This window comes from Daejeonella sp. (assembly GCF_036405355.1).
Lineage (GTDB): Bacteria > Bacteroidota > Bacteroidia > Sphingobacteriales > Sphingobacteriaceae > Daejeonella.
This window is the reverse complement of the sequence record NZ_DASWXT010000102.1, coordinates 23,314-49,297: the sequence shown is the minus strand read 5'-3', so window position 1 is coordinate 49,297 and position 25,984 is coordinate 23,314. Positions and strand designations below refer to the sequence as shown.

Below are 25,984 nucleotides of genomic sequence, written 5' to 3'. Positions count from 1 at the left end.
CTAATTTGTTAGCACACGCGACACGCGTGTGCAAGCGATGAGGTTCCCGCCTCCGCGGGAATGACAAGTTGAAAGTAGTAAATAGGGAGATTCCAGCCTTCGCTGGAATCGGATCTGGTTACTTATTACCTTTCAGGAACCAATTCGCAGCAAGATCGTTCCATTCGGGGTTAAACTTTTCAATTAAATTATTTTTCCAGGATCGTTCCCAGGTCTTTAATTGTTTTTCCCTGGCGATGGCTAAGTTCACATCAGAAAACTGTTCATACCACACAAGTTTAGTGCAGTTGTACTTGCTTGTGAATCCATAAACAAGCTTTCGTTTATGCTCGTAAACTCTTCTTCGAATATTGTTAGTAAAACCGATGTACAAAACATTTTGATATGTATTTGTTAGCATATAGACAAAATATTCCTTCATTTACCCAAATTGCAATTTCCGAAATACCTCAAGACAATAAATGAGTAAAAGGCCTATATCATATATCCTATGGTTTTGCATTTCGATTCCAGCGAAGGCTGGAATCTCCTGTTTCCACCCAAATAAGCTTGTCATTCCCGAGAAGGCGGGAACCTCTCAAGTATTCCCACTGCTGGTGCGCGCGTTTCGAGCCTTCCATAAATAATTGTTAGCACACGCGACACGCGTGCGCCAGCAAGAGCAAAAGAACCACCGCCCCTGCCAAATAAACCCGGGTGTCAGCTCTGGCTTTTTGCCCCAACAAAATTTTTATCTGAAAAAGCAATCTATGGGCAAAAACCAGGGCAGAACACGGGTCTGTTGGGACCGAAGAGAAACAGACCCTGCTTTCTAAAAAAATAAAAGATTATTCAATTTAAAATAGACTGGTATAGTTTTAAATCGAGTTCAGGTTACTTAACCGTGTGCAGCTCAATCGATCTAACCTGCCTGATCCATCGTCCATGTTTTTTATCGCTTGGCGCAATGATCTGATATGGACCATTATTTTCTGAAAGCGCTTTCCCGTCCATTTTGCCAGCTATGATGATAGAAGATGAACTAAATAATGGATCAAGTTCAGCCAGGGCAAAAACACATTTATAATTGTCCCTGGCTCTGATGGTAATATAACCCGAAACGGTTTGTTTTTTTGCAGGTTCACCCAGAATTACACCTGCATAGCTGAGGAAATCACTCAATAGCGGGCCAGAATATTCATGTGTTTTAAGGTCATGCCCAATTGCTTTAATCGTTTTTGATTTAAGCTTCATAGGGTCTATTGAACTAGAATTTCCTGATTCATTTATAAAGGTAATCGATTCAGATTGTGCCTTCAGGCCGGAATAAATGCCTGAAAAGATTATGAAAGTTAAAGCCAGTAAGAGTGATTTTTTCATTTATTTGACTGAATAGGATGTATATTTTTTAAGGATACAATATAAAAATTTCTGTAATCAGAATGTTTATTTCTGATTTTACATCGCTGGTGCGTGCTATGAAAATTTGTTAGCAGACTGCACGAGTGCGCCAGCAAGAGCAAAAGAACCACCAGCCCTGCCAAATAAACCCGGGTGTCAGCTCTGGCTTTTTGCCCGGGCAAAATATTATCTGAATAATCAATTTTTGGGTAAAAACCAGGGCAGAACACGGGACTGGAGGGATAGAAGAGACACAGGCCCTGCTTTCTAAAAAGTTTAAAAAACAGTCTCTTTCTCTCCGGTCGGTGTTCTCCCGTACCAAGCACGATTATATCATTGGTGCTGATAACACCAAGTACAGAGAAAGTGGTCGATGATAACACCAACCACAGGGAACCTGTATCGGATCTCAATACTCAGTACTCAGTACTCAAAAATTTGCTTCATACCCTAAAGAAGGGTAGTTTTGTGGCTTAAATTCAAATTATGGCTGTTGAAAGAGGACCTATATCCCGTTTTATAGAAAAAAATTACCTGCATTTTAATTCTGCGGCTCTGGTGGATGCTGCAAAAGGGTATGAAACCCATCTGGATGAAGGCGGAAAAATGATGATCACCCTTGCAGGTGCAATGAGTACTGCCGAATTAGGCATTTCACTCGCTGAGATGATCCGTCAGGATAAAGTATCAATCATATCATGTACCGGAGCGAATCTGGAAGAGGATATTATGAATCTGGTTGCCCATTCGCATTACAAGCGTGTTCCAAACTACCGTGATTTAAGTCCGCAGGATGAGTGGGATCTGCTTGAAAACCATTATAACAGGGTTACTGATACCTGTATACCAGAGGAGGAAGCTTTTAGAAGGCTTCAAAAGCATATTCATAAGCTTTGGAAAGATGCTGATGATTCGGGAGAGCGTTACTTTCCACATGAATATATGTACAAAATGCTTCTTAGCGGGGTGCTTGAACAGTATTATGAGATCGATCCTAAGAATTCATGGATGCTGGCTGCCGCAGAAAAAAATCTTCCGATCGTAGTTCCGGGATGGGAAGATTCAACCATGGGGAATATTTTCGCTTCCTATGTGATGAAAAAGGAGATCAAAGCCACAACTATGAAAAGCGGAATTGAATATATGGGCTGGCTTGCCGATTGGTATATCGCCAATTCAGCGGGAAAAGGTGTTGGCTTTTTTCAGATTGGTGGCGGTATTGCAGGTGATTTCCCAATTTGTGTGGTGCCAATGCTTTATCAGGATATGGAAATGGAGAACATTCCTTTTTGGAGCTATTTCTGCCAGATTTCAGATTCTACAACATCCTATGGATCTTATTCAGGAGCTGTTCCTAATGAGAAGATTACCTGGGGTAAACTGGATATTCATACCCCTAAATTTATTGTGGAATCAGATGCGACAATTGTTGCTCCGCTCATATTTGCCTGGGTTCTGAAGCAGTAGTGATTCTCTGTTTTAAAAACAAGGCTTAAGGCTAGGATTAAAAGGGCTATTTTTCAAAAGAACTCTAAAAATATCTGTTAATCAGGTAATTATATATTAGTTTAGAATGATTATAAATTGATAAAATAGGTCATGTTAATGTCATCCGTATTTGAATAAAGCATACTTTTGTCAACTGAAAATGTTGATTATAACCTTATGGTCGACTTTTTAATTATACGTTTCAAATTTTAAGCAACAAATACTCAATATGAGAAGCATCTCATTGTTTTTTAGAAGTGTTACAAAATCATTGGTTCTGGTTACTTTATTGTGTTCAATGGCTGTTTCTTCGGCCAATGCGCAGGATGCAGCAGCAGGAGCAGCGATTTTTAAGCAGAAGTGTACCGCTTGCCATGGTATTGACAAGGCGGTTGTAGGTCCGGCCCTAAAGGGTATTGATACAAAGTATGACGAAGCATGGCTGATCAAATGGATCAAAAATGCTCCTGCATTCATTGCTTCAGGCGATGCCCAGGCGGTCAAAGCAGCTGAGTATTCACCGGCTATGATGTCAGCTTTTCCTGAATTATCAGACGATGACATTAAAAATATTGTAGCTTATGTTAAAGTTGGGGATGTTAAGCCTGCAGCTGATCCAAATGCTGCCGCTGGTGCATCCGGAGCGCCTGCTGATAAAGGCGGTGTAAGTAACTTCATGTTATTTGGTCTGCTGGCTGTAATCATCATTGCATTCCTGGTTATCCTGGTTTTAAATCGTGTGATTACCACTCTGGAACGTGTAATGCTTCAGAAAAAGGGCATTGCTGTTGAAGAGGAAGAAGGTGCTGAGTCAAAAGATCGTTTCGAAGGGCTTAAAAAGTTAAGTAAAAACAAAAAGTTTATTTTGTTCATGGTTTTACTTTGTGTGATTTTCCTTGGCTCTGCAGGCTGGAAAGGCATGTGGGAAACTGGTGTTCATACTGGATACCAACCGATACAGCCTATTAAATTTTCTCACCAGCTTCATGCGGGTGTAAATAAAATTGATTGTCAGTATTGTCACTCTGGTGCATTTACTTCTAAAAATGCTTCCATTCCATCTCTTAATGTTTGTATGAACTGCCATAATTATGTTACGGCATCTGAAAAATATGATGGAAAGACTTCTCCTGAAATCATGAAAATTTACAATGCTCTTGACTATAACGAGGATACCAAAGTTTACGGTGAAAATACCAAGCCCGTTGAATGGATAAGAATTCACAACTTACCTGATTTGGCTTACTTCAATCATTCACAACACGTTGCGGTAGCAGGAATCGAATGTCAGAAATGTCACGGTCCGATTCAAACCATGGAAGAAGTTTATCAATATTCTCCACTAACCATGAAATGGTGTATTAACTGTCACAGGGAGACCGAAGTTAATCATAAGGACAATCCTTATTATGATAAGCTGATTGCTGCACATGATAAATTGAAAAAAGGTGAAAAGGTTACAGCTGCTGTATTAGGCGGACTGGAATGTGCTAAGTGTCACTACTAATTAGAATAATTTTAAGATAACATACGTATACAGTTATATAGCTTAAATGGAAAGCAATAAAAAATACTGGAAAGGTTTAGAAGAGCTGCAGAACACAAAGGATTTTGTTGAAAAAAACAAAAACGAGTTCGCTGAACCACTTCCTATGGAAGAAGTTCTGAATGAAGCCGGTTTAAGTACCGTAACTCCACGTCGTGACTTTTTGAAGGCGCTTGGATTTGGTTTGGGAGCAGTTACTCTTGCTGCATGTCAGACAACTCCGGTTCATAAGTCAATTCCTTATTTGGTTAAACCTGAAGAAATAGTACCTGGTATTCCAAATTACTATACTTCTACTTTCAATGGACACAGCGTTCTGGTTAAAACCCGTGAAGGTCGTCCAATTAAGATTGAAGGAAATCCGAATTGTATTCTGAGTAAGGGAAGTCTTGATGCAAAAGGACAAGCCTCTGTGCTTGATCTTTATGATGTTTCCAAGCTGAAAAATCCTGTTCTGAATGATTCTGAATCAAGCTGGGCAAAAATTGATGAGTACGTAAAAGCTGAGCTTGCTAAGATCAAAGCAGGTGGCAAGAAAATTCGTATCGTATCTTCTACTGTTAACAGTCCTTCGACTAAAGCAGCTATTGCCGACTTTACAGCACAATATCCAAATACAAAACATATTCAGGTTGATGCGGTTTCTTATACCGGTATCATCAAAGCAAATGAAAATAGTTTTGGTAAGGCAGTTCTTCCAAAATACCGTTTTGACAGAGCAGATCTTATTGTAAGTTTCGGAGCTGATTTCCTGGGTACCTGGATCTCTCCGGTAGAGTTTAGCCGCCAGTACACTTCCAAAAGAAATAACACTGCCTTACAAGGCAAAAAGATGTCCCGCCATATCCAGTTCGAAACTGGAATGAGTTTAACAGGTACCAATGCTGATGCGCGCCTTCCATTAAAGCCATCAGAAGAAGGTATTGCCCTGTTAAATTTATATGCTGCTTTAGGCGGTGCGGTTACAGGAACAAAACCTCTTGCAAATAATCCGAATGCAGAAAAGGCAATTGCATTAGCTGCTAAAGAATTAGCTGCAGCAAAAGGAAGAGCACTGGTAATCAGTGGCTCAAATGATGTTTCTACCCAGATCGTTGTAAATGCGATCAATTCAATCCTGGGAAGTTACGGTACCACTATTGATCTTGATAATCCATCATACCAGTACGCTGGAAATGATGCTGAGTTCGCTGAGTTCGTTAATGAAATGAACCGTTCTGAAGTGGATGCAGTTTTCTTTTTGAATACAAATCCTGCTTACGAGTTCAACGATACCAAAGCATTCACAGATGCACTTGCAAAAGTTAAATTGCGTGTCTCATTTGCAGACCGTAAGGATGAAACATCTTCACTATGTCAGGTAATTGCACCAAACCATCATTATCTTGAGTCATGGGGCGACTCAAATCCTGTAGAAGGATATTATACCATTGTTCAGCCTGCCATCAACCCTGTTAATAATTCACGTAATGCTGAGCAGGGTCTCTTAATCTGGTCTGAAGGCGCTGTTACTGATTATTATCAGTATATTCAGAATAACTGGGCAAAAACAGTTCTGGCTCAATCGGGTACAAGCTGGAAAGATCTTCTACAAAAAGGTTCTGTTAGTCTTCCTGAAAGATCAGCAGGTACCTATACTTTCTCCCGCGAACTTGATTCAGTAGTGCAGACTATTCTTGCCGATAGCAGTTCACTTGCAAAAGGCGGTGATAATGCTGTAGAATTACATATTTATCAGAATGTTTCTGTTGGTGACGGTAAGTCGGCCAATAACCCATGGCTGCAGGAGTTACCTGATCCGGTTTCAAAAGTAACCTGGGATAACTATGCTGCTATAAATGCAAAATTTGCAGAGAAATTAGGCATTTCACAGAATGATCTTGTAGAGATCAAAACTGATAAATACACTATTACTTTACCGGTACTTATTCAGCCAGGTCAGGCTTATGGAACGGTTTCGGTTGCTTTGGGCTACGGCAGAACTAAAGCCGGAAAAGCCGGATCAGAAGTTGGTAAAAATGCTTATCCATTCCTGCGTTTGGTAAATGCAACTTTCCACACTGCAACAGCCGCAAGCCTGTCAAAAGCTTCTGGTACTTATGAGCTTGCTCAAACACAAACACATCATTCAATTGAAGGCAGAAATATCGTTCGCGAGACTACTTTAAAAGATTACCTGAAAGATCCTAACTCAGGCACAGGTCATGCTCACGTAAATCACTATGATTTATGGAATGAGTATGAGCAGCCAGGACATAGCTGGGTGATGGCAATCGACCTCAATGCCTGCACAGGTTGTGGTGCATGTATCGTGGCTTGTAATGCCGAAAATAATATTCCAGTTGTTGGACGTGATGAGGTTCGCCGTCGTCGTGAAATGCACTGGATTCGTATCGACCGTTACTACACCGTTAATGAGGGCGGAAATAAGGTAACTGAAGAAAAAGAAGTAGAAAAACTTGAGAACATAGATAACGTTTCAGTTATACATCAGCCAATGATGTGTCAGCATTGTGATCATGCTCCTTGTGAAACTGTTTGTCCGGTTTTAGCAACAGTCCACTCTTCAGAAGGCTTGAACCAGATGGCTTACAACCGTTGTATCGGAACACGTTACTGTGCGAACAACTGTCCGTATAAAGTACGTCGTTTCAACTGGTTTAACTACTGGAATGATTCACGTTTTGATAATTACATGAACAATGAGTTTACACAGCTAGTGTTAAACCCTGATGTTACTTCACGTTCAAGAGGGGTAATGGAGAAATGTTCAATGTGTGTTCAGCGTATTCAGGCAGGTAAGCTTCAGGCTAAATTAGAGAAGCGTACCCTGAAAGATGGTGATGTTAAAGTTGCCTGTCAGCAAACATGTCCTACCAATGCAATCATCTTTGGTGATGGAAATGATCCTGAATCTGAAGTTTCAAAAGCACTGAAGAGTGAGCGTACATACTATGTCCTGGAAGAGCTTAACGTTAAGCCGGGTGTAGGATATCAAACAAAAGTTAGAAATACTGTAGAGGTTTAATACAAGAAATAAAAAAGAATATGTCATCTCATCACGAGTCTATACTTAGAGAACCCTTAGTAACCGGTGAAAATATTACCTATTCAAAGGTCACCGAAGATATATTGGTTCCTGTAGAAAATAAACCAAATAAAGCCTGGTGGATTGGTTTCATTGTTTCCGCCCTTGGTGCCGGACTTTGGGTATTCTCTGTTAGCTGGACCTTCTGGTTTGGTATTGGCGAATGGGGTTTGAATAAAACAGTTGGTTGGGCCTGGGATATTACCGGTTTCGTTTGGTGGGTAGGTATTGGTCACGCCGGTACACTTATCTCGGCGGTATTGCTCCTGTTCAGACAGAACTGGCGAAATTCAATTAACCGTTCAGCAGAGGCAATGACAATTTTTGCCGTTATCTGTGCCGCTACCTATATTATTTCACACATGGGTCGTCCGTGGTTGTTTACCTGGGCACTTCCGCTTCCGAATCAGTTCGGATCATTATGGGTTAACTTTAACTCACCACTTGTTTGGGACGTATTTGCAATCTCGACCTATTTCTCGGTTTCATTGGTATTCTGGTACACAGGATTACTTCCTGATATAGCAACCATTCGTGACCGCGCAGTGGGTACCCGTCGCCGTATTTATTCTATTTTATCTTTCGGATGGAATGGTTCAGTAAAAACCTGGCAGCGTTTTGAGTTAGTATCCCTGATTTTAGCAGGTGTTTCTACTCCTCTGGTACTTTCAGTACACACGATTGTATCCATGGATTTTGCAACTTCACTGGTTCCGGGATGGCATACTACCATCTTCCCTCCATATTTCGTTGCGGGTGCGATCTTCTCGGGTTTTGCAATGGTTCAAACATTATTGCTGGTTACCCGTAAGGTGATGAACTTTGAAAACTACATTACCATGTTCCACATTGAGTCGATGAATAAGATCATCATTCTTACAGGATCAATTGTGGGTGTAGCTTATTTAACCGAATTATTTATTGCCTGGTACTCAGGTGTAGAATACGAGCAGTATGCATTTTTGAACAGGGTGAGCGGACCATACTGGTGGGCTTACTGGATCATGATGACCTGTAACGTAATTTCTCCGCAATTGTTCTGGTTCAAAAAGATTCGTACCAGCATCGCTTTATCATGGATTCTATCGATTGTGGTAAATATCGGTATGTGGTTCGAGCGTTTCGTAATCATCGTGACTTCATTGCACCGCGATTACCTTCCATCAAGCTGGGTTATGTTTTACCCAAGCTGGGTTGACGTGGGTGTATTCATCGGATCGATAGGAGTATTCTTTACCTTATTCCTTCTTTTCCTCAGAGTATTACCGGCTATTGCAATGGCAGAGGTTAAATTATTGCTGAAGAGTTCAAGCGATCAGGCTAAGAAGAAATTGATCGCTGAGAAAGCTGTAGATAGCGGAGAGGCTGAATATTACCTCGAATCTCTTGAAAAGTATGATAGTGTTTCTCCAAAAGTTGCTGAATTCCAAAAAGTTTAAAGATGAGTAATATAAAATATATTTTAGGTCATTTTGAGGATCCGGATGATCTGATGCACGGGATAGACAAACTGCAGGAGAATAGCGTAAGTATTTACGATGTGTATACTCCTATGCCAATCCACGGTATTGAAGATAAATTAGGAATTAAAAGATCAAGGCTTGGTAAAGTGGCTTTTGGTTTCGGTCTGACCGGTACTATCACCGCTATCTCCATGATAACTTACATGCTTGTTATCGACTGGCCAATGAATATTGGTGGTAAGCCGCATTTTGCATTCCCCGATTTTATTCCAATCATGTTCGAATTAACCGTATTGTTTGCAGCATTCGGAATGGTAGGAACTTATTTCTTTGCAAATCACCTGGCTCCTGGTCGTGCTCCCAGAGTAATGGACCTTAGAGCAACCAACGATAGATTTGTGATTGCGATTGATGCAAGAACAAATACCTCGCATGATCAAATAGATAACATTTTAAAAGAAGCAGGTGCTGTTGAAATTAAGCACAACGAAAGGAAATATGTTAGTTATGAATAAGCGCCTAATAATTTGTACCGCTTTTTTAGCTGTAGCCGCTGTTACGGTTATTTCTTCCTGTTCAAATAATAGAAGTACGGGACTTGAATTTGCCCGTAATATGTATGATCCGATCGGTTACAACCCGGATCAGCCAAATAAGAACTTTAAGGACGGTAAAACTGCTCAGGATCCACCTGCAGGTACAATGCCAGTTGGATTTGACAAGAATGAAGCTTATCCTAATACTCTTGAAGGCTATCAGGCAGCAAGTGCAGGTATGGCAAATCCAATTCCTGTAAGTGTAGCTACTCTTGAGCAGGGAAAAACATTGTATTTAAACATGTGTTCTCATTGTCATGGTCTTGAAGGAAAGGGTGATGGTTCTATCGTTAAGCTCGGTAAATTCCCTGCCCCTCCTTCTTATTCAACTGGCAACTCTTCAAGAGGTGGAAGTATGAAGGATCTTACAGATGGTAAAATTTATCATACAATCACACACGGTGTTAACCTGATGGGTCCACACAAATCTCAATTATCTCCGCAGCAACGGTGGAAAATTGTTATGTACGTTCATGAATTACAAAAATTACAATAGTCAATTGCTAAAACCAGATGGGAAATCATAATCATACTCATAATTTCACGGAACAATTTACATTTTCTGGAAAATTAAAAACCTGGACCTTAATAGCAATAGTGGTTGGAATTCTTGCTACAGCTTTTGGTTTACTAACAGGTCAGCAGGAACGTACTTTCGCTAACCTGCTCTTAATGGCATATTATTTTACCTGTGTTTGCGCAACGGGTTTATTCTTTCTGGCAGTGCAGTATGTGGCACAGGCAGGATGGGCAACCGGTTTGTTAAGGATACCTCAGGCAATGTCGAGAGTGCTTCCAATTGCATCTCTGGTATTATTTGCAGTATGTGCAGCAGGTTTATTAACACATAACTTATATCATCACTGGAATGGTGAGGGTCTGACTGATCCAACCAGTCCTAATTTTGATAAGGTAATTGCCGGGAAAGCCAGTTTCCTTAACGTTCCTTTCTTTTTAACCAGACTTGCAGTATTTCTTGGAGCATACAGCTTCTTTGCATGGTTGTTTGCGAAATATACCAGAGGGCAGGAATTAGAAGGCGGACTTGTTTATCACGATAAAAACTTTAAATGGTCGGCTATATTTCTAATTGTTTTTGGATTTACTACTCCAATCTGGGCATTTGATACAATCATGTCATTGGAGGCCCATTGGTTCTCAACAATGTTCGGTTGGTATAACTTCGCAGCAATGTGGGTTAGTGGACTTTGTGTGATTACGCTGATAATTATTTTCATGAAAAAGGCAGGTTACCTGAGCTGGATCAATGAAAACCATTTACACGATCTTGGTAAATTTATTTTCGCATTCTCCATTTTCTGGACTTATGTATGGTTTTCTCAGTTTGTTCTTATCTATTATGCAAACATGCCTGAGGAGACAGTATATTTTTACAAGCGCTGGGAGCCTGAGTATCTTCCATGGTTCTGGTTAAATATCATTATTAACTTTGCCGCCCCATTGCTGATCCTGATGTCAAGAAATTCCAAGCGCCAAATGAATACCTTAATGGTTGTATGTATCCTGCTTTTATGTGGTCACTGGCTGGATTATTACATGATGATCATGCCTGGAACTGTGGAGTCACACAGAGGTTTTGGTATAATTGAGATTGGAATAGCCATTGGTTTTGTAGGGCTTTTCACATTCCTTACATTGAACCAGTTAACTAAGAGGTCATTGGTGACAACAAACCATCCTTTCCTTCAGGAGAGTATCAATCACCAGATTTAAACACGGTTCTTAATAGCTAAAAGAAAATAGTACGAATAAAATGAGGTTAAGAGAAATTTTTAATATCAGGACTGTAGCTGCATTACTAGTTATATGCACTCTTACTGTAACTAACAGTGCAATATATGCGCGGGTTCAGGATTCTACAATCAGTTCAACAACTGCAGCAATTGATACAGCGGTAAAAGCGGCTTCAGCTGAACTTGCACCATCATCTGCTCCTTTGATCAGTACGGCTGTTGATACTGTAGCACGATACAAAAACATGCAGCCTGTCGCTGAAACAAAGGATTACTCAGAATCCTACAAATCAGCTACCTATTATGTTTTAATGTTTTTCCTTCTATGTGTATTTGTTGCAATAATTGGAAAGATATTAAAGGTATATGAACTGAGCCGTGAGATGCAGGGTGTAAAATCAAGCATTAATGCACGACGGATTCAGGGTGTTTTTCTTGGGATCTTTTTGATTTTAGGTATGTATGGTGTTTACTGGTCATTCTCTGTTCAGGGACCAATGAGTATGCATGAATCAGCTTCTGAGCATGGTCTGGATATCGACTTTATGTTTAATACAACCTTAATTTTAACTACGATTGTATTTATTTTAACTCATATTGCACTTTTTGGTTTCTCATTTAAGTATAGAGGATCTGAAAATAGAAAAGCGTATTTCTATCCGCACAATAACGCCCTAGAAAGGATTTGGACTATTATTCCTGCAATTGTTTTAACTGTTTTGGTATTACTTGGATTCTTTACCTGGAGAGGGATTACCAATGTTTCTCCTGAGGATCAGAAGAAAGCGATCAATATTGAGGTTACAGGTGAGCAGTTCAAATGGAGCCTTCGTTACGCGGGTTCTGATAATCAGATTGGAAACCGTAATTACAAATTGACTACACCAACCAACGGACTTGGAATAGATTTCAAGGATCAGAAGAGTTGGGATGACAAACTTACAAGTGAGATCGTAATTCCCGTAAATAAAGCGGTTCGCGTAATCATTAATTCTAAAGACGTTTTACACAGTTTCTATCTGCCAGACTTTAGGGTGCAGATGAATGCTGTACCGGGAATGCCTACTTCATTCCAGTTTACACCTCGCCTTACCACCGCTCAGATGAGAGAGAAGAGAAATAATCCTAAATACGATTATGTACTTCTTTGTGCGAAGATCTGTGGAGCAGGACATTATAATATGCAGGCTAAAGTAACCGTGGTTTCTGAAGCTGAATACGCTACATGGCTGGCTAAACAGCCATTATATTATAATGATGATGTTAAAAAAGAACTTCAGATGGTTGAGAATGCCAAAACTGAAGTAGAGAACAAAATAGCTTTAAATACAAATACTATTAGAAACTAATTATGGCAAGCACTGCAATACACGATTCAGCCGTACTTCACCAACACGACGATCACGGTCACGATCACGGACATCATAAAGAAACATTTATTACTAAATATATCTTTAGTCAGGATCATAAAATGATTGCCAAGCAATTCCTTATTACAGGTATAGTGATGGCCGTTGTTGCTATGGTTCTATCTATCCTCTTCAGGTTGCAATTAGCTTGGCCTGATGAGAGTTTCCCATTACTGGAAACATTCCTTGGCGAAAAATGGGCTGAGGGAGGTAGAATAAAACCCGATTTTTATCTCGCAATTGTGACTATACACGGTACCATGATGGTATTCTTTGTATTAACTGCCGGATTGAGCGGTACTTTCAGTAACCTGCTTATTCCACTTCAATTGGGAGCAAGGGATATGGCTTCGCCTTTCCTTAATATGCTCTCTTACTGGTTGTTTTTTACTTCATGTGTAATCATGATGTGTTCTTTCTTCGTAGAGAGCGGACCAGCAAGTTCAGGATGGACTGTTTACCCTCCTTTGTCTGCATTGCCGAAAGCCATTAGTGGATCGGGAACTGGTATGACACTTTGGTTAATCAGTATGGTATTATTCGTTGCGTCATCTCTTATCGGAGCATTGAACTATATCTCTACAATTCTTAATATGCGTACCAAAGGTATGGATATGTGGAAAATGCCATTAACTATCTGGGCTTTCTTCCTTACAGCAATCGTTGGGGTATTGTCTTTTCCTGTATTGGTTTCGGCAGTTGTACTTTTGATTTTCGATCGTAGCTTCGGTACCAGTTTTTATCTTTCTGATATTGTTGTAGCCGGACAAATTCTTCCTAATCAAGGAGGTAGCCCAGTTTTATGGCAGCACTTATTCTGGTTCTTAGGTCACCCTGAGGTATATATCGTAATTATGCCTGCATTGGGTATTACTTCTGAGGTTATTGCTACCAATTCCAGAAAGCCAATTTTTGGTTACCATGCGATGGTTTACTCTCTGATTGGTATCACTGTATTGTCGTTCATTGTTTGGGGTCACCATATGTTTGTAACGGGTATGAATCCGTTCCTTGGAGGTGTATTCATGATTACAACCTTAATCATTGCAGTTCCTTCAGCAGTAAAGACCTTTAATTATCTTGCAACAATCTGGCGTGGAAATCTTCGCTTTACACCAGCAATGTTATTTGCTGTTGGTCTAGTATCATTCTTTATTTCTGGTGGACTTACTGGTTTATTTTTAGGAAATGCGGCTTTAGATATCAATCTTCATGATACCTACTTCGTTGTAGCTCACTTTCACCTTGTAATGGGTTGTGCGGCTATTTTCGGTATGCTTTGCGGTGTTTATCACTGGTATCCTAAGATGTTCGGTCGTTTGATGGATGAGCGTCTGGGTTATATTCACTTCTGGTTTACATTTATTGGGGCTTATCTTGTATTTTTCCCAATGCACTTTATGGGTATTGATGGTGTGCCTCGTCGTTACTATGCTTTCACAGAGTTTGCATTTATGCAGGAGTGGTTAACAGTGAACGTGTTTGTAACATGGGCAGCAATTATTTCTGCTCTGGCGCAAGTTGCATTTCTGTTCAATTTCTTCTACTCCATTTTTTATGGTAAGAAGTCACCACAGAACCCTTGGGATTCAAATACGCTGGAATGGACAGCACCTGTAGAGCATTTACATGGAAACTGGCCTGGAGAAATTCCTTCAGTGCATCGCTGGCCATATGATTATAGCAAGCCTGGTCACCATACCGACTTTATTCCTCAAACTACTCCTTTTTCTGAGACAATGAGCTCCAACCTGCTTCATGATTTCGAAGGAAACCCTGAAGCTGAGCATATTCAGCAGGAATGGGATAAAGAACATGCATCGGAACGGCATAATCCGGAACAGGTTTAAAAAATTAGGTTAATAGTTTAAGCAGGCGATATCTTGGTATCGCCTGCTTACTATAAAGAATATTCTTTCTGCTATTTCCGCAGAGAAATTACAACGAATGTATCCTTCTTTCAAAAGAGGTTTCTGTCGTTAGAATTATCTTAAAATCGGCTCTTTTTTTTGAGAATCTGGGTTGTATTTTAAAATTGTCGGCAATTGATATGAAAAGGTGAAACAGAAAATATAGTGAGGAATTTTATATCCGACTTCAATAAATTAATTAAACTAAGGCTGACCCTTACCGTTGTCTTTTCTGCTTCTGTTTGTTTTTTGATGGGTAGCAGATTTCAGGGAGATATTAACTGGATCAACTGGATTATCCTGACACTTGGAGGATTTCTCGTTACAGGAGCGGCAAATGGATTTAATGAGATCATTGAAAAGGATCTGGATAAATTAATGAGAAGGACAATGGACAGACCGATTCCATCCGGAAAAATGACCACTGGTCAGGCTCTTGTTCTCAGCCTGATTATGGGAATTTCAGGTACCTATCTTTTGGTTAGCCTTAATTTCCCAACTGGTGTACTGGCTGTTTTTTCGATATTTCTGTACGCATTTGTTTATACCCCAATGAAGCGGAAATCACCAATTGCAGTTTTTATTGGTGCATTCCCCGGTGCATTTCCGCCTTTGATAGGATATTTTGCAGCCTTTAATCAACCTCAGATATCCTGGATTCCTGTCATTTTGTTTTTGATCCAATTTGTATGGCAATTTCCTCATTTCTGGGCAATCGCCTGGGTTCTTGATGAAGATTATAAAAGGGCCGGATTCCGGTTACTCCCAAGCACTAAACAGGATAAAGCGAGTGCAATGATCACACTTCTTTCTACAATCATCCTTATACCTGTTAGTTTAATGCCCACTGTATATTTAATGCCATCGGGACGGGCTTTTGGAGGGAGTATTTATGCTATTGTTGTAATACTGGCTGGCCTGTATTTTGTTTGGCAGGCAATTCAACTATATAATAAGAGAGATGTAGCATCTGCAAAGAAACTGATGTACACCTCTTTTATTTATCTTCCTGTAATGCAATTAGCACTGTTATTTGACTTTATAGTAAAATAATTTTATCAAAATGGAAAATTTACAAGTTGAAGATAGATTAAATTTAAAAGCCAAGAAATTCTTAATGTGGCTTTTTATTATTGCTTCTTTTATGATGTTTGCCGCATTGACCAGCGGTTTCATTGTCTATACTGAGGGAAATGCAGAGCGCGGAATAAAGGTTTTGCTTCCCAAAGCATTTATGTACAGCTCTGTGATAATCATACTAAGCAGTATTACAGCTCACATGGCTTATCTGTCTGCTAAGGGCTTGCAATTAGGTAAGCAAAAGTTGTATATTCTGTTAACGATTTTGCTGGGTATTGCATTTTTTTACAGTCAGTTTCAGGCATGGCAGGCCTTGTATAATTCAGGTGCTTATTTCGTAAATTATAATGCTTCTCAGTCCTTTATATATGTGTTTAGCGGTGCTCATTTATTGCACGTAATTGTAGGACTATTTTTCCTGATTTATGCGCTGATAGGGGCAATACGCACAATTCCTCAGGTCCGAAACGTGTTCCGGATGGAAGTCGCTTCCATTTTTTGGCATTTTCTTGATATCCTATGGATTTATCTATATGTTTTCTTACTTTTGAATCAATAATAACTCAATATACCATTGTTTAAATGAACACTACTGTATCAAAATTAGATGAAATAAGAACTGACGCCTGGAGCGGCGGGAAGTCGCCTTTTGCTGTAGAATATGGAAAACTCATGATGTGGTTTTTCCTTTTGTCAGATGCATTTACTTTTTCGGCATTTCTGATCTATTACGGAGCTCAGCGCTTCAGTAAAATTAGCTGGCCTGATCCTGATGTAGTATTTCAGTCGATCCCCGGAATAGCTGATCATGGATACCCTTTGGTGTTTGTGGGTATTATGACATTTATTTTGATCATGAGCTCAGTAACTATGGTACTTGCAGTTGAGGCAGGACATCGTAACTCTAAAAAAGAGGTTGTATGGTGGATGATCGCTACAATCATTGGCGGATTAATGTTCCTTGGTTGTCAGGCGTTGGAGTGGTCGCATTTACACCATGAAGGTTACTGGTGGGGAAGTTTTCCTGCATCATATACCGGAGTAGATACGGTCGGGGCCCTGCAATTTGCAAACCTGTTCTTTACAATTACCGGTTTCCACGGTTTCCACGTATTTACCGGGGTACTGATAAACATTATTATTCTGCTGATGGTTCTCGCAAATGTTTTCCAAAAAAGTGGAAGTTACCTGATGGTTGAAAAGGTTGGTTTATACTGGCACTTTGTAGACCTTGTTTGGGTATTCGTATTTACATTTTTCTATTTAGTTTAAAATCCTGATAATCGATATATAATGTCAGCAGAACACACACACAGCGAACATGCTTCTGAGCATGAAGGAATGACCAAGAAAAAAATCTGGCAGGTTTTCTTTTACCTTTTAGGTATTACTGCCGTTGAATTTTTTATTGCCCTTTACCTGATTCCAAAAGGTATTGTAGGACACGGTATTGGTAATTTCGCTTATATAGTCCTTACACTGGTCAAAGCCTTTTACATAGTGGCCTATTTTATGCACCTGAAGTTTGAGAAATTTGCACTTAAAACAGGTATTACTGTTTCATTGGTGTTTATTATCTATTTCATTGTACTAATGCTTATTGAAGGGAACTACCAGTTCATTCATATGAATTAATGAGTTTACCCTCTTTTCCTGTAAAGAAAATTCTGATACTGCTGATTTTATTGGCAGTACCGGGCACTTTATATTACCTGTTAAAAGAGAAAGGGCAGAACCGTTATCGCCCCCTTAACATTTATGGTGAGAAAAAGGTTTCCTCAACGTTTCATACTAAACGTGGTAAACGGATTCCGGATACAATCTATCATGTTATACGGGATTTCAGCCTTCTGAATCAAAATTCAGACACCATTAAATTCCCTGCAGATAGTAATCAAATTACTGTTGTTAACTTTTTTTATACCCGCTGCCCGCTATTATGCAGGGATATGAATAAGGATTTAGCCAGGGTGGCTAAGATGTACAATAACAATCGTTTGATGCGCTTTATTTCTATTAGCGTTGACCCTGATTACGACACGCCTGAAGTACTCGCAGAATACAGTAAGCCATATATCTCAGAAAATAAAAAATGGGATTTTTTAACCGGTGATAAGGATTTGATTTATTCGCTTGCAAAAACCGATTTCATGGTTGATGCCATTGCTGATACCAGCGGAAAGGCAAATATCATTCACAGTCCTATGCTTATACTGATTGATCCCCAAAAACGGATCAGGGGATATTATGATTCAAGTATGGGACATGAACAGGTTACCTTATTGAGTGATGAAATTAAATTATTGATCACAGAAGAGCTCCGGAGTATTAAAGTACGTTAAGCTATATTATTCTGTTTTCTGATAAATACCAATGTTATGAGTGATAAACTGATTTCAAAAATTATTACTGCAATTTCAATTTTTGTACTGGTTGTTGTTGTGATCTTACAGAGTAAGATATTAAATATTTTTCCTCAAAAGGAGGCAATCCCTGCCTGGGTATTTTCACTTCCTCTGCTCAATGCTATTATTAACGGAACCTGCAGTATTTTACTTCTTTTATCCCTTTACTTCATCAAGAAGAAGGATATTATAACCCATAAAAAACTCAATATACTTACGTTTATACTTTCTGCATTATTTCTGGTATCCTATATAATATTCCATGCAACAGGAATTAAAACTACTTATGGTGGTGTCGGCGCCATTCGGACTGTTTATTATATTATTCTGATTACTCACATTATTCTGGCAGCTATTGTGTTGCCGCTTGTATTATTTAGTTTTCAGAAGGGTTTGCAAATGAAGGTTGAGCAGCATAGGAAACTGGTGCGCTGGACCTATCCGATATGGTTGTATGTTACTGTTAGTGGCGTTATTGTCTATTTGATGATCTCACCTTATTACTCTTTTTAGATCAGCCTCAAAACGGATTAATTTAATCAGCAGACTGTAAACTTAAAATTGAATCCAATCGTTTCATTATTAAAATTCTCGCAATTGGCGTATCTTTACATTATGAAAAGGCTAAGAATAGCAATTATTGGTTTCATCCTGATATTTTCATGTCTGGGTTCTGCTGAAGTTTCAGCACAGTGCTCAATGTGTACATTAAATGCCGAAAACTCTGTTCAGAATGGGAATACTGAAGGCAAAGGGCTTAATAATGGCATTTTATATCTGTTAGCTGCACCTTATCTGGCAATTGCCGGTGTAGGATTTCTCTGGTATAAAAAGTACAGACGCAAAAATGTCAATTTAAATATTAAGGATAGTAAGATTAATCTGAATTAAGCCCCGCTTGATTTCCATTAATTTTCTTATCTCTTAAAATCCAACCAGGTTTCTTTTATGGCAAAGACTTCTAAATTTGTAGCTATAGCGACTTCAAAATGTCCCAAATGCAGAAGGGGTGATGTTTTTTCAGGGACTCTGTATGGTCTCAATTTTCAGGAAACCAATGAAAGATGTTCACATTGCGGGATGAAGTTTGAGGTAGAACCGGGCTATTTTTACGGTGCAATGTATGTTAGTTATGCATTTGTAGTGGGTGAAATGCTTAATGTAGGCTTACTCACATACCTTATCACAGGAAATGATACTTCGCCCTGGTTATATATTTCAACAATCCTTGGCGCAATATTATTACTCACACCAATCAACTATCGCTATTCCAGAATAATCCTGCTTCATTTGTTAACACCCAAAATTAAATATCACCCTGAATACGATACTGATGATAAACTCAGCAACATTTGACTTCTTAGAAGATTTGGCTGCGAATAATAATCGGGACTGGTTTCAGGCCAATAAATTAAGGCATGATGAAGCCAGAAATAATGTACTTGAATTTGCAGAAAAACTGATCGCAAAGCTCTCAAAAATTGATCCTGCTGTATCCTCAGAACTTGATCCAAAGAGCTGTGTGATGCGAATCTACCGGGATGTTCGGTTTAGTAAAAACAAAACTCCATACAAAACCAATTTCGGCGCCGGATTTTCTGAGAATGGCAAGAATTTTAAAGGAGCCGGCTATTATTTGCATATCCATCCTGAACAATCATTTCTTGCAGGTGGTTGCTGGATGCCCGAAGGAGATATGCTTAAGGCCATCCGTCAGGAAATTGATTATAATGGAGCTGATTTTCATGAGATTATTGATGATAGGGCATTTAAAAAATATTTCGATTCTCCCGATTCTGAGTATAAATTAAAGACTCCACCAAAAGGGTATCAACCCGACCATCAGGATATTGAATATTTAAAACTTAAAAGTTTTACTTTTAGCCATGCATTGACAAGAAAAGAACTTTCAGGTTCAAATGCTGTTGAAGAGGTGTGTAATGGATTTATACGATTATACCCTTTTATTGCGTTTTTGAGAAATGCAGTATCATAAAATCATTTTTGTATGTGGAGAACCAGTTATTCTGTAATTGCCCTTTTTTTATTTATTGGTTTACTTGCTTCATGCGTTGTCATGTCGCCAAAGAAGTATAATAAGTTAATCACTCAGAAGGATTCGCTCTCCCTCGGCTGGGAAAATGCAAGAATTAAAATTACTTCTCTGGAAGAGATGATTTCAGGGTTGAAATCAGATAGTACAATGCTTCAGGCCAAAATAACAGATCTGGAGGAAAAAATTAAGGGGATGAATGACAGTTTTACATCATTGCGCTCAAATTCCTCTTCGGAAATAAGTAAGCTGGAAACTAATCTTAAAAAACTTGAAGCCGATCTGCAAAAACGTGAAGCCAGACTGAGGGAGGTTGAAGACATCTTGCGTAAAAGGGATGAAGCCACCAATGCGCTTAAAAATAAACTTCAAAAAGCACTGTTAGGCTTTCAGCAGAGTGGATTGACGGTGGATATTCGTAACGGCAAGGTCTATGTTTCTTTAACCGATAAATTATTGTTTAGCAGTGGTAGTATTGTTATCGATGATAAGGGGAAGCTAGCTCTGCGCGAACTTGCCAAGGTGCTTAAAACACAGCCCGAGATCAATATTTCTGTAGAAGGGCATACTGACAATCAGCGGGTTGTTAATCTTGGTCAGATAAAGGATAATTGGGATCTGAGCGTATTGCGTGCAACTTCAGTGGTTAGATTCCTAACTGAAACCGAGAAAATTGAGAATGGCAGGATCACTGCAACAGGTAAAGGAGAATACCAGCCAATTGAGGAAGGTTCAAGTCCGGAGGTCAGAAGCCGTAACAGGCGGATAGAGATCGTACTTTCACCCAAGCTTGATGAATTATACAATCTGATCAAGTAAGGTTCAAAATTTGATATGTTTCTTTAGCCGGAGCGGAAAGCTCCGGCTTTATATTTTACGAATTAAAAAGGACTGATCAGGTCTTTAAACAGAGGCAGTACTTTATCTTTTTCTGAGAGAATTATTTCTTCTGCTGCAATACCCCAGTCAATATTTAGTTCCGGGTCATTCCATACAACCCCAAATTCTGAATTCTTATCATAGAGGCTGGTTACTTTATAAGTAAATATGGTATCATCTTCAAGGGTAACAAAACCGTGCAGGAATCCGGGTGGTACCCATAACATCTTGTGGTTATCTCCGGATAATTCAACCCTAACATGCTGTCCGTAGGTTTCTGAAGTTTTACGAATATCTACAGCTACATCAATAACCCTTCCCTTTATTACTCTTACTAGTTTGCCCTGAGCATGCGGATCAGATTGCGCATGCAGTCCTCTTAAAGTTCCCTTTTGGGAGAGAGACTGATTATCCTGTACAAAGCTGGCATCAATTCCAGCTTCTTCGAAATTACGCTTACTGTAACTTTCGTAAAAATATCCCCGATCGTCTTTCCAGATCTTTGGTTCTACAATTAACAGATCCTTGATTTTTGTTTTTATAAAGTTCATTCAGCCTCAATAAATTCCATTAATGTACTAAATACTACAAATTTATTCAGGAATTCTGCCGGAACATTGGTCTGCAGTTGATTAGGGTGTATTTGTAAGTATTCATTGTATTTTTCAACTGAGTCGGCAATGTACTGTACACAATAGGTAACTCCTTCATTTGGTGAGTCCAAAACCTTCAGAACCCTGTAAGAAATAAAAAAGCCTGTGCTCATAATTTCTTTCAAATGCTCATTCTTTAGCCATTTGAGCCAATTTGCATGAATTTGATTATCCAGAATAATAGTGACATTATATAAGACCATGCTGCGAAGATAGGAATTGAGTTTTGAATAATTAATCCGAAAACTTAACCCAGTTTATCTCCTCTAAGCTGACGAAAGCGTTTTCTGGCTTCAATGATGTACAAACTTCCCGAATAATCATTTATTATTTTCTGATAGAGCTCGATTGCTTTCCCGGGTTGGTTGAGCTTTGTTTCATAAATATCGGCAAGCATGAAAATTGCATCATCACCCCAGAGCTCTGAACTATAATTATCTATTATCGCCTGCAATTGGATTATGGCCTGCTCAAGGTCATTAGAGCTTATAAATATTTTAGATTTTGCAATTAAAATATCATCAGCAAGTGAATTTGAAGGGTAAAGAATATTAATGCTGTCTAAAATTCCCAATGCTTTTTCAGGCTGATTTTTAAAGATATTGAGCTCAGCTTCCGAATATTTTTTCAACGCAGCGGTGTCGCTCTCATTTTGTAAGTTATCAGAAATGAGCAGACTTAAATTCAGGGCATCATTGGCAATTAGTTGTGAGGTTGAACTTTTTAATACGTCAAGCTGAGCTTTTGCCCAGGGAAAGTCCCCCTGGAAATAAGCTAATCTGGCATTTTTGTATCTGGCTTCCTGTCCGTAAACTTCATTAGGGAAAGATTTTTCTACCTGCCCATAAATCAGGGCAGCTTCCCAAACCTCTCCTGATAATGTATAAATATCCCCAAGTTCTAATTTCGTTTGTGCAATTATGATCGGGGTTATGCCGGGTAGTTCCAGAAGTTTTTGAAGTTGTACGGCTGATTCTGCAGGTTTTTTCAGGTAAAATGCCTGCAGATTGGCCAGCTGCCTGATTGCGAATGCTGTTCCGGAACTTCTACCGAATTCATTTAATAATGACTCGTAATCACTTTCAAGTGTCAGTAAATTAGCTTTATCTAACTTGCCGCTGGTTAGTTGTTTCGCTTTTACATTCAGCAGGTCGATTTTTGCAGCAATATAATACCTGCTTTTTTCCCCCTTGGCCACCAGATAATTCAGGGCTTCAATTCCCTGTTCATATGCCTGGTTTGAAATCAGTAATCTCGACAGGTCAAACACCCTTGCCCCATCTTCTTTAAGTCTGCGATCAAGTGCAAGCGTTTGGCGCAATGCCATATCAAAGTCTTTTTGCTGGACATATTGCCATGCCAGAAACTCAGTTAATACAACATTTTGAGCATCTTTCTGCAGGCGCCGTAAGATGGCAGTTTTAAGCAGATCAAAATCATCTTTATCTTCAAGGATATTACCCAATACATTTTGTGCCTGCTGTAATGCTTCGGGATTTATACTCAAAAGCAATAAGTACTCCTGGATAAGCATTACCTTATCCTTTCTGTAACGATATAAACTTAAAAGATCATAGATGAATGATTTTTCATCGTTTAAAATTTTTCGGCCATTCAAAAAGGTCTTGATCGAAAAATCATAGGCTTCTGCCCTGTAAAAGGTTATTGCGAGATCTTTTATCGCAAACTCATTGGCGGGTAGGTTTTTAATCAGGTTATTATATAGTGCAATTGATTTCTCCAGTTCACCCCGCTCCTGAAAAACCCTGCCCAGATCAACAGGATAATTAAAATTTTCAGGATTATTCTTTTGCATGACCCGGGCCAGCTTTTCTGCTTCATCAAACTTTTTTAGCCGGAGCAAACAACTGAAGTATGGGTCATAATAACTCGCATTTTTTGTTCTGTTGAACAGCTTTTCATACAGTACTACGGCCTTTTCATAATCACCAGACTGGAAATATTGCACAGCCATAGCCTCATCAGTATTTAGCTGAGCTTTCAGTTCTGAAGTGACAGATATAATCAATAGCAGAAGCAGAAATTTTTTCATCGAACCAGGCTTGTTAAAATTATTAAGATCAATACGAACAAATTTTACGGGGAATATCAATTTTTGATTCCTATTAAAGTTCGCTTTATTCAGGTACAATTTAGACAAAAAATCACTTGTAGTTTAAATGTTACGATTCCATTTAACTACTTAAAAATGTATTTACTAACTTGACTGATTAGTTGAGGAATTAGACTGTCTGTTTTTTGATGGCCATAAAAACCTTTATTTTATCTGTTTTGTTGCATGTTTTTAAATCTTGCCTCAAAATTTGAATTTAATTTTATAATAGAATGCCGGGATCTAAAATTTATTTCTTCTGTTTTGTTCTTGCCACTTTGGTGTCGTGTAATATGGAAAAAGCGACGAAACGGATACCGATAGAAAATTTTTTCAATGTTCCCATTAATACTTCTTATCTGGTTTCACCAGATGGGAAATATATATCCTATCTAAAGCCGGATAATAATAGAATTCATATTTATGTTGAGACGCTTGATGGTAAAACTACTACACAGCTAACCTGCGATTCTAACCGGAGTATTGCTAATTATTTCTGGGCCAGCAATAATGAGATTCTATATTTAAAAGGGGCCTCCGAAAATATGGAGCCAGGTCTGTTTGCTGTTAATATTGACGGTAACAATAAGCGAGAGCTGCTTTCATTTCCAAATACAAAAATCAGACTAATTTCTTCAGGTCCCCTTAGTGACGGTCAGGTACTGGTTTCACTAAACAAACGCGATTCAACCGTTTTTGATGCCTACCGGTTAAATATGAAGACCGGGAACTTGTCATTATTATTCCAAAACCCCGGGAACATCACCAAGTGGTACTCTGATCCTACCGGAAAGTTAAGAATGGCCATTGCCAGTGATGGTGTAAATGAAACATTATTATACCGCGATAAGGAGAGTCAGAATTTCAGAAGTGTTTTAACGAATAATTTCAAGACAAGTATTTCTCCCATTAGTTTCAGTGCAGATAATAGTTGTATTTATGCTTTATCAAATAAAAATCGGGATAAAATGGCATTGGTGGAGCTGGATTGTGTGACCGGAAAAGAACACCGTGTTATTTATAGTAATCCCAAGGTTGATGTCTCTGAAGCGATTTATTCTGTTAACAGGGATAAATTGATTTATGCCGGTTTCGAAACCTGGAAAAAAGAGCGTCATTATCTTGATGATACCTTTAAGGCCATTTTTAAAAAGCTTGAGAAATTGCTGCCAAACACTGAAATTGTAATTGCCAGTTCAGACTCCTTAGAGAAGAAATTTATAGTCAGAACTTATACGGACCGTAATCCCGGATCCTTCTATTTGTATTCAATAGATGATGATAAGCTGGTTAAATTAAGTGATGTAAACTCATCCCTGAAAATAGAAAATATGGCAGAAATGAAACCCATCAGCTATAAAACCAGGGATGGTTTGACTGTATATGGGTATTTAACCCTTCCCAGGGGCATGCCGCCTAAAAATCTCCCTGTAGTTGTAATGCCTCATGGCGGTCCTGATACAAGGAATAGCTGGGGTTATAACTCTGAAGTTCAGTTTCTTGCAAGTCGGGGTTATGCAGTTTTCCAGGTTAATTTCAGGGGCTCAAAAGGCTATGGAAAGGATTTCTGGATCGCAGGCTTTAAGGAATGGGGTGCTAAGATGCAGGATGATATAACGGATGGAGTTCACTGGCTGATTGAGCAAAAGATTGCAGATCCATCAAGGATTGGGATTTATGGTTTCAGTTTTGGAGGATTCTCGGCACTTCACGGACTGATGTCGAATCCTGAACTTTATAGGTGCGGGGCTTCTTACTCAGGATTCACTAATTTATTTACCTATTTTAAGGATATACCGCCCTATTTCAGACCGTATTTGCAGATGTATTATGAAACTGTGGGTAATCCTGAAACTGATGCGGATTATTTCAGAGCAGCATCGCCTGTTTTTCATACAGATAAAATAAAAGTACCGGTTTTAATTGCCCAGGGTGCGAGGGATCCCCGGGTTAATATGAATGAAACCCATCAGTTTGTAAAGGAGTTAAAAAAGAAGAAAGTACCTGTTACTTATATCTTTAAAGAGGGAGAAGGGCATGTTTTCAGGAACAATGAAAACAGGCTTGAGTTTTACAGGAAATTAGAAATATTCCTCGACCAGAATCTAAGCAGGGAATAGCCGGATGCAGGAGTATCAGTATATATACCGCAAAAACTTCACGCTGG

At 39.0% G+C, this 25,984-nt stretch carries 25 protein-coding genes; 20 read left to right on the top strand and 5 right to left on the bottom strand.

The window, feature by feature from the left end:
* Positions 1–118 precede the first annotated feature (118 nt).
* Together VGE44_RS12665 and VGE44_RS12660 are read right to left on the bottom strand one after the other, a co-directional pair.
* On the bottom strand, positions 119–400 hold the full coding sequence (locus tag VGE44_RS12665; RefSeq protein ID WP_331079602.1) for a GIY-YIG nuclease family protein: 282 nt from the start codon (positions 398–400) through the stop codon (positions 119–121).
* Positions 401–873: 473 nt separating this feature from the next.
* Positions 874–1,359: a molybdopterin-dependent oxidoreductase gene (locus tag VGE44_RS12660; RefSeq protein WP_331079600.1), complete on the bottom strand. Its 486-nt coding sequence runs from the start codon at positions 1,357–1,359 to the stop codon at positions 874–876.
* Positions 1,360–1,866: 507 nt separating this feature from the next.
* Between VGE44_RS12660 and VGE44_RS12655 the strand changes: the two genes are divergently transcribed.
* The 19 genes from VGE44_RS12655 (at position 1,867) to VGE44_RS12565 (ending at position 20,991) form a co-directional block, all read left to right on the top strand.
* Positions 1,867–2,847, top strand: a complete 981-nt coding sequence (locus VGE44_RS12655; protein WP_331079598.1) for a deoxyhypusine synthase family protein — start codon at positions 1,867–1,869, stop codon at positions 2,845–2,847.
* A 250-nt stretch (positions 2,848–3,097) separates the two neighbouring features.
* Positions 3,098–4,375, top strand: coding sequence for a cytochrome c3 family protein (locus tag VGE44_RS12650; RefSeq protein WP_331079596.1), 1,278 nt, complete (start codon positions 3,098–3,100; stop codon positions 4,373–4,375).
* Positions 4,376–4,421: 46 nt separating this feature from the next.
* A complete protein-coding gene (locus VGE44_RS12645) occupies positions 4,422–7,442 on the top strand; it encodes a TAT-variant-translocated molybdopterin oxidoreductase (protein WP_331079594.1) in 3,021 nt (1,006 codons plus the stop codon).
* A gap of 20 nt (positions 7,443–7,462) precedes the next feature.
* Complete coding sequence (gene nrfD / locus VGE44_RS12640) at positions 7,463–8,941, top strand: NrfD/PsrC family molybdoenzyme membrane anchor subunit (RefSeq protein ID WP_331079591.1); 1,479 nt, start codon at positions 7,463–7,465, stop codon at positions 8,939–8,941.
* 2 nt (positions 8,942–8,943) lie between these two features.
* The gene (locus VGE44_RS12635; RefSeq protein ID WP_305363405.1) at positions 8,944–9,480 is read left to right on the top strand and encodes a DUF3341 domain-containing protein; all 537 of its coding nucleotides are present in this window, start codon (positions 8,944–8,946) and stop codon (positions 9,478–9,480) included.
* Positions 9,473–10,057, top strand: coding sequence for a cytochrome c (locus VGE44_RS12630; protein ID WP_331079587.1), 585 nt, complete (start codon positions 9,473–9,475; stop codon positions 10,055–10,057). Before VGE44_RS12635 ends, VGE44_RS12630 begins: the two co-directional genes overlap by 8 nt.
* 17 nt (positions 10,058–10,074) lie before the next feature.
* The gene (locus tag VGE44_RS12625; RefSeq protein WP_331079585.1) at positions 10,075–11,295 is read left to right on the top strand and encodes a quinol:cytochrome C oxidoreductase; all 1,221 of its coding nucleotides are present in this window, start codon (positions 10,075–10,077) and stop codon (positions 11,293–11,295) included.
* Between the two features lie 40 nt (positions 11,296–11,335).
* On the top strand, positions 11,336–12,664 hold the full coding sequence (locus tag VGE44_RS12620) for a cytochrome c oxidase subunit II (protein ID WP_331079583.1): 1,329 nt from the start codon (positions 11,336–11,338) through the stop codon (positions 12,662–12,664).
* Positions 12,665–12,666: 2 nt separating this feature from the next.
* Positions 12,667–14,574 carry a cytochrome c oxidase subunit I gene (locus VGE44_RS12615; protein WP_331079581.1) on the top strand — a complete coding sequence of 636 codons (1,908 nt, stop codon included), beginning with the start codon at positions 12,667–12,669 and terminating at the stop codon, positions 14,572–14,574.
* 225 nt (positions 14,575–14,799) lie between these two features.
* The gene (gene cyoE, locus VGE44_RS12610; protein ID WP_331079579.1) at positions 14,800–15,687 is read left to right on the top strand and encodes a heme o synthase; all 888 of its coding nucleotides are present in this window, start codon (positions 14,800–14,802) and stop codon (positions 15,685–15,687) included.
* Between the two features lie 10 nt (positions 15,688–15,697).
* Positions 15,698–16,273 carry a cytochrome c oxidase subunit 3 gene (locus VGE44_RS12605; RefSeq protein WP_324486794.1) on the top strand — a complete coding sequence of 192 codons (576 nt, stop codon included), beginning with the start codon at positions 15,698–15,700 and terminating at the stop codon, positions 16,271–16,273.
* A gap of 23 nt (positions 16,274–16,296) precedes the next feature.
* A complete protein-coding gene (locus VGE44_RS12600) occupies positions 16,297–16,986 on the top strand; it encodes a cytochrome c oxidase subunit 3 (RefSeq protein ID WP_331079576.1) in 690 nt (229 codons plus the stop codon).
* A 21-nt stretch (positions 16,987–17,007) separates the two neighbouring features.
* Complete coding sequence (locus VGE44_RS12595) at positions 17,008–17,349, top strand: cytochrome C oxidase subunit IV family protein (protein WP_331079574.1); 342 nt, start codon at positions 17,008–17,010, stop codon at positions 17,347–17,349.
* On the top strand, positions 17,349–18,056 hold the full coding sequence (locus VGE44_RS12590; protein ID WP_331079572.1) for an SCO family protein: 708 nt from the start codon (positions 17,349–17,351) through the stop codon (positions 18,054–18,056). The genes VGE44_RS12595 and VGE44_RS12590 overlap by 1 nt, the downstream gene beginning before the upstream one ends.
* Before the next feature lie 36 nt (positions 18,057–18,092).
* Positions 18,093–18,632 (top strand): DUF420 domain-containing protein, encoded by a 540-nt coding sequence (locus tag VGE44_RS12585; protein WP_331079570.1) that lies wholly within the window; start codon positions 18,093–18,095, stop codon positions 18,630–18,632.
* Positions 18,633–18,734: 102 nt separating this feature from the next.
* On the top strand, positions 18,735–19,010 hold the full coding sequence (locus tag VGE44_RS12580; RefSeq protein WP_324486789.1) for a hypothetical protein: 276 nt from the start codon (positions 18,735–18,737) through the stop codon (positions 19,008–19,010).
* A gap of 57 nt (positions 19,011–19,067) precedes the next feature.
* A complete protein-coding gene (locus tag VGE44_RS12575; protein ID WP_331079567.1) occupies positions 19,068–19,475 on the top strand; it encodes a DUF983 domain-containing protein in 408 nt (135 codons plus the stop codon).
* Positions 19,453–20,115, top strand: a complete 663-nt coding sequence (locus tag VGE44_RS12570) for a DUF2461 domain-containing protein (protein WP_331079565.1) — start codon at positions 19,453–19,455, stop codon at positions 20,113–20,115. Before VGE44_RS12575 ends, VGE44_RS12570 begins: the two co-directional genes overlap by 23 nt.
* Before the next feature lie 12 nt (positions 20,116–20,127).
* The gene (locus VGE44_RS12565; protein WP_331079563.1) at positions 20,128–20,991 is read left to right on the top strand and encodes an OmpA family protein; all 864 of its coding nucleotides are present in this window, start codon (positions 20,128–20,130) and stop codon (positions 20,989–20,991) included.
* A gap of 62 nt (positions 20,992–21,053) precedes the next feature.
* On the opposite strand, the gene rfbC is transcribed toward VGE44_RS12565, so the two are convergent.
* From rfbC to VGE44_RS12550, 3 genes are read right to left on the bottom strand one after another with little or no spacing between them, the layout of a single operon-like run.
* Entirely contained in the window at positions 21,054–21,602 is a 549-nt protein-coding gene (rfbC, locus tag VGE44_RS12560; RefSeq protein WP_331079561.1) for a dTDP-4-dehydrorhamnose 3,5-epimerase, read from the bottom strand.
* Complete coding sequence (locus tag VGE44_RS12555) at positions 21,599–21,907, bottom strand: DUF4286 family protein (protein WP_331079559.1); 309 nt, start codon at positions 21,905–21,907, stop codon at positions 21,599–21,601. The genes rfbC and VGE44_RS12555 overlap by 4 nt, the downstream gene beginning before the upstream one ends.
* A gap of 44 nt (positions 21,908–21,951) precedes the next feature.
* Positions 21,952–23,757, bottom strand: a complete 1,806-nt coding sequence (locus VGE44_RS12550) for a tetratricopeptide repeat protein (protein WP_331079557.1) — start codon at positions 23,755–23,757, stop codon at positions 21,952–21,954.
* Positions 23,758–24,050: 293 nt separating this feature from the next.
* On the opposite strand from VGE44_RS12550, the gene VGE44_RS12545 reads away from it, so the two are divergent.
* The gene (locus VGE44_RS12545; RefSeq protein WP_331079555.1) at positions 24,051–25,937 is read left to right on the top strand and encodes a S9 family peptidase; all 1,887 of its coding nucleotides are present in this window, start codon (positions 24,051–24,053) and stop codon (positions 25,935–25,937) included.
* Positions 25,938–25,984: the final 47 nt, after the last annotated feature.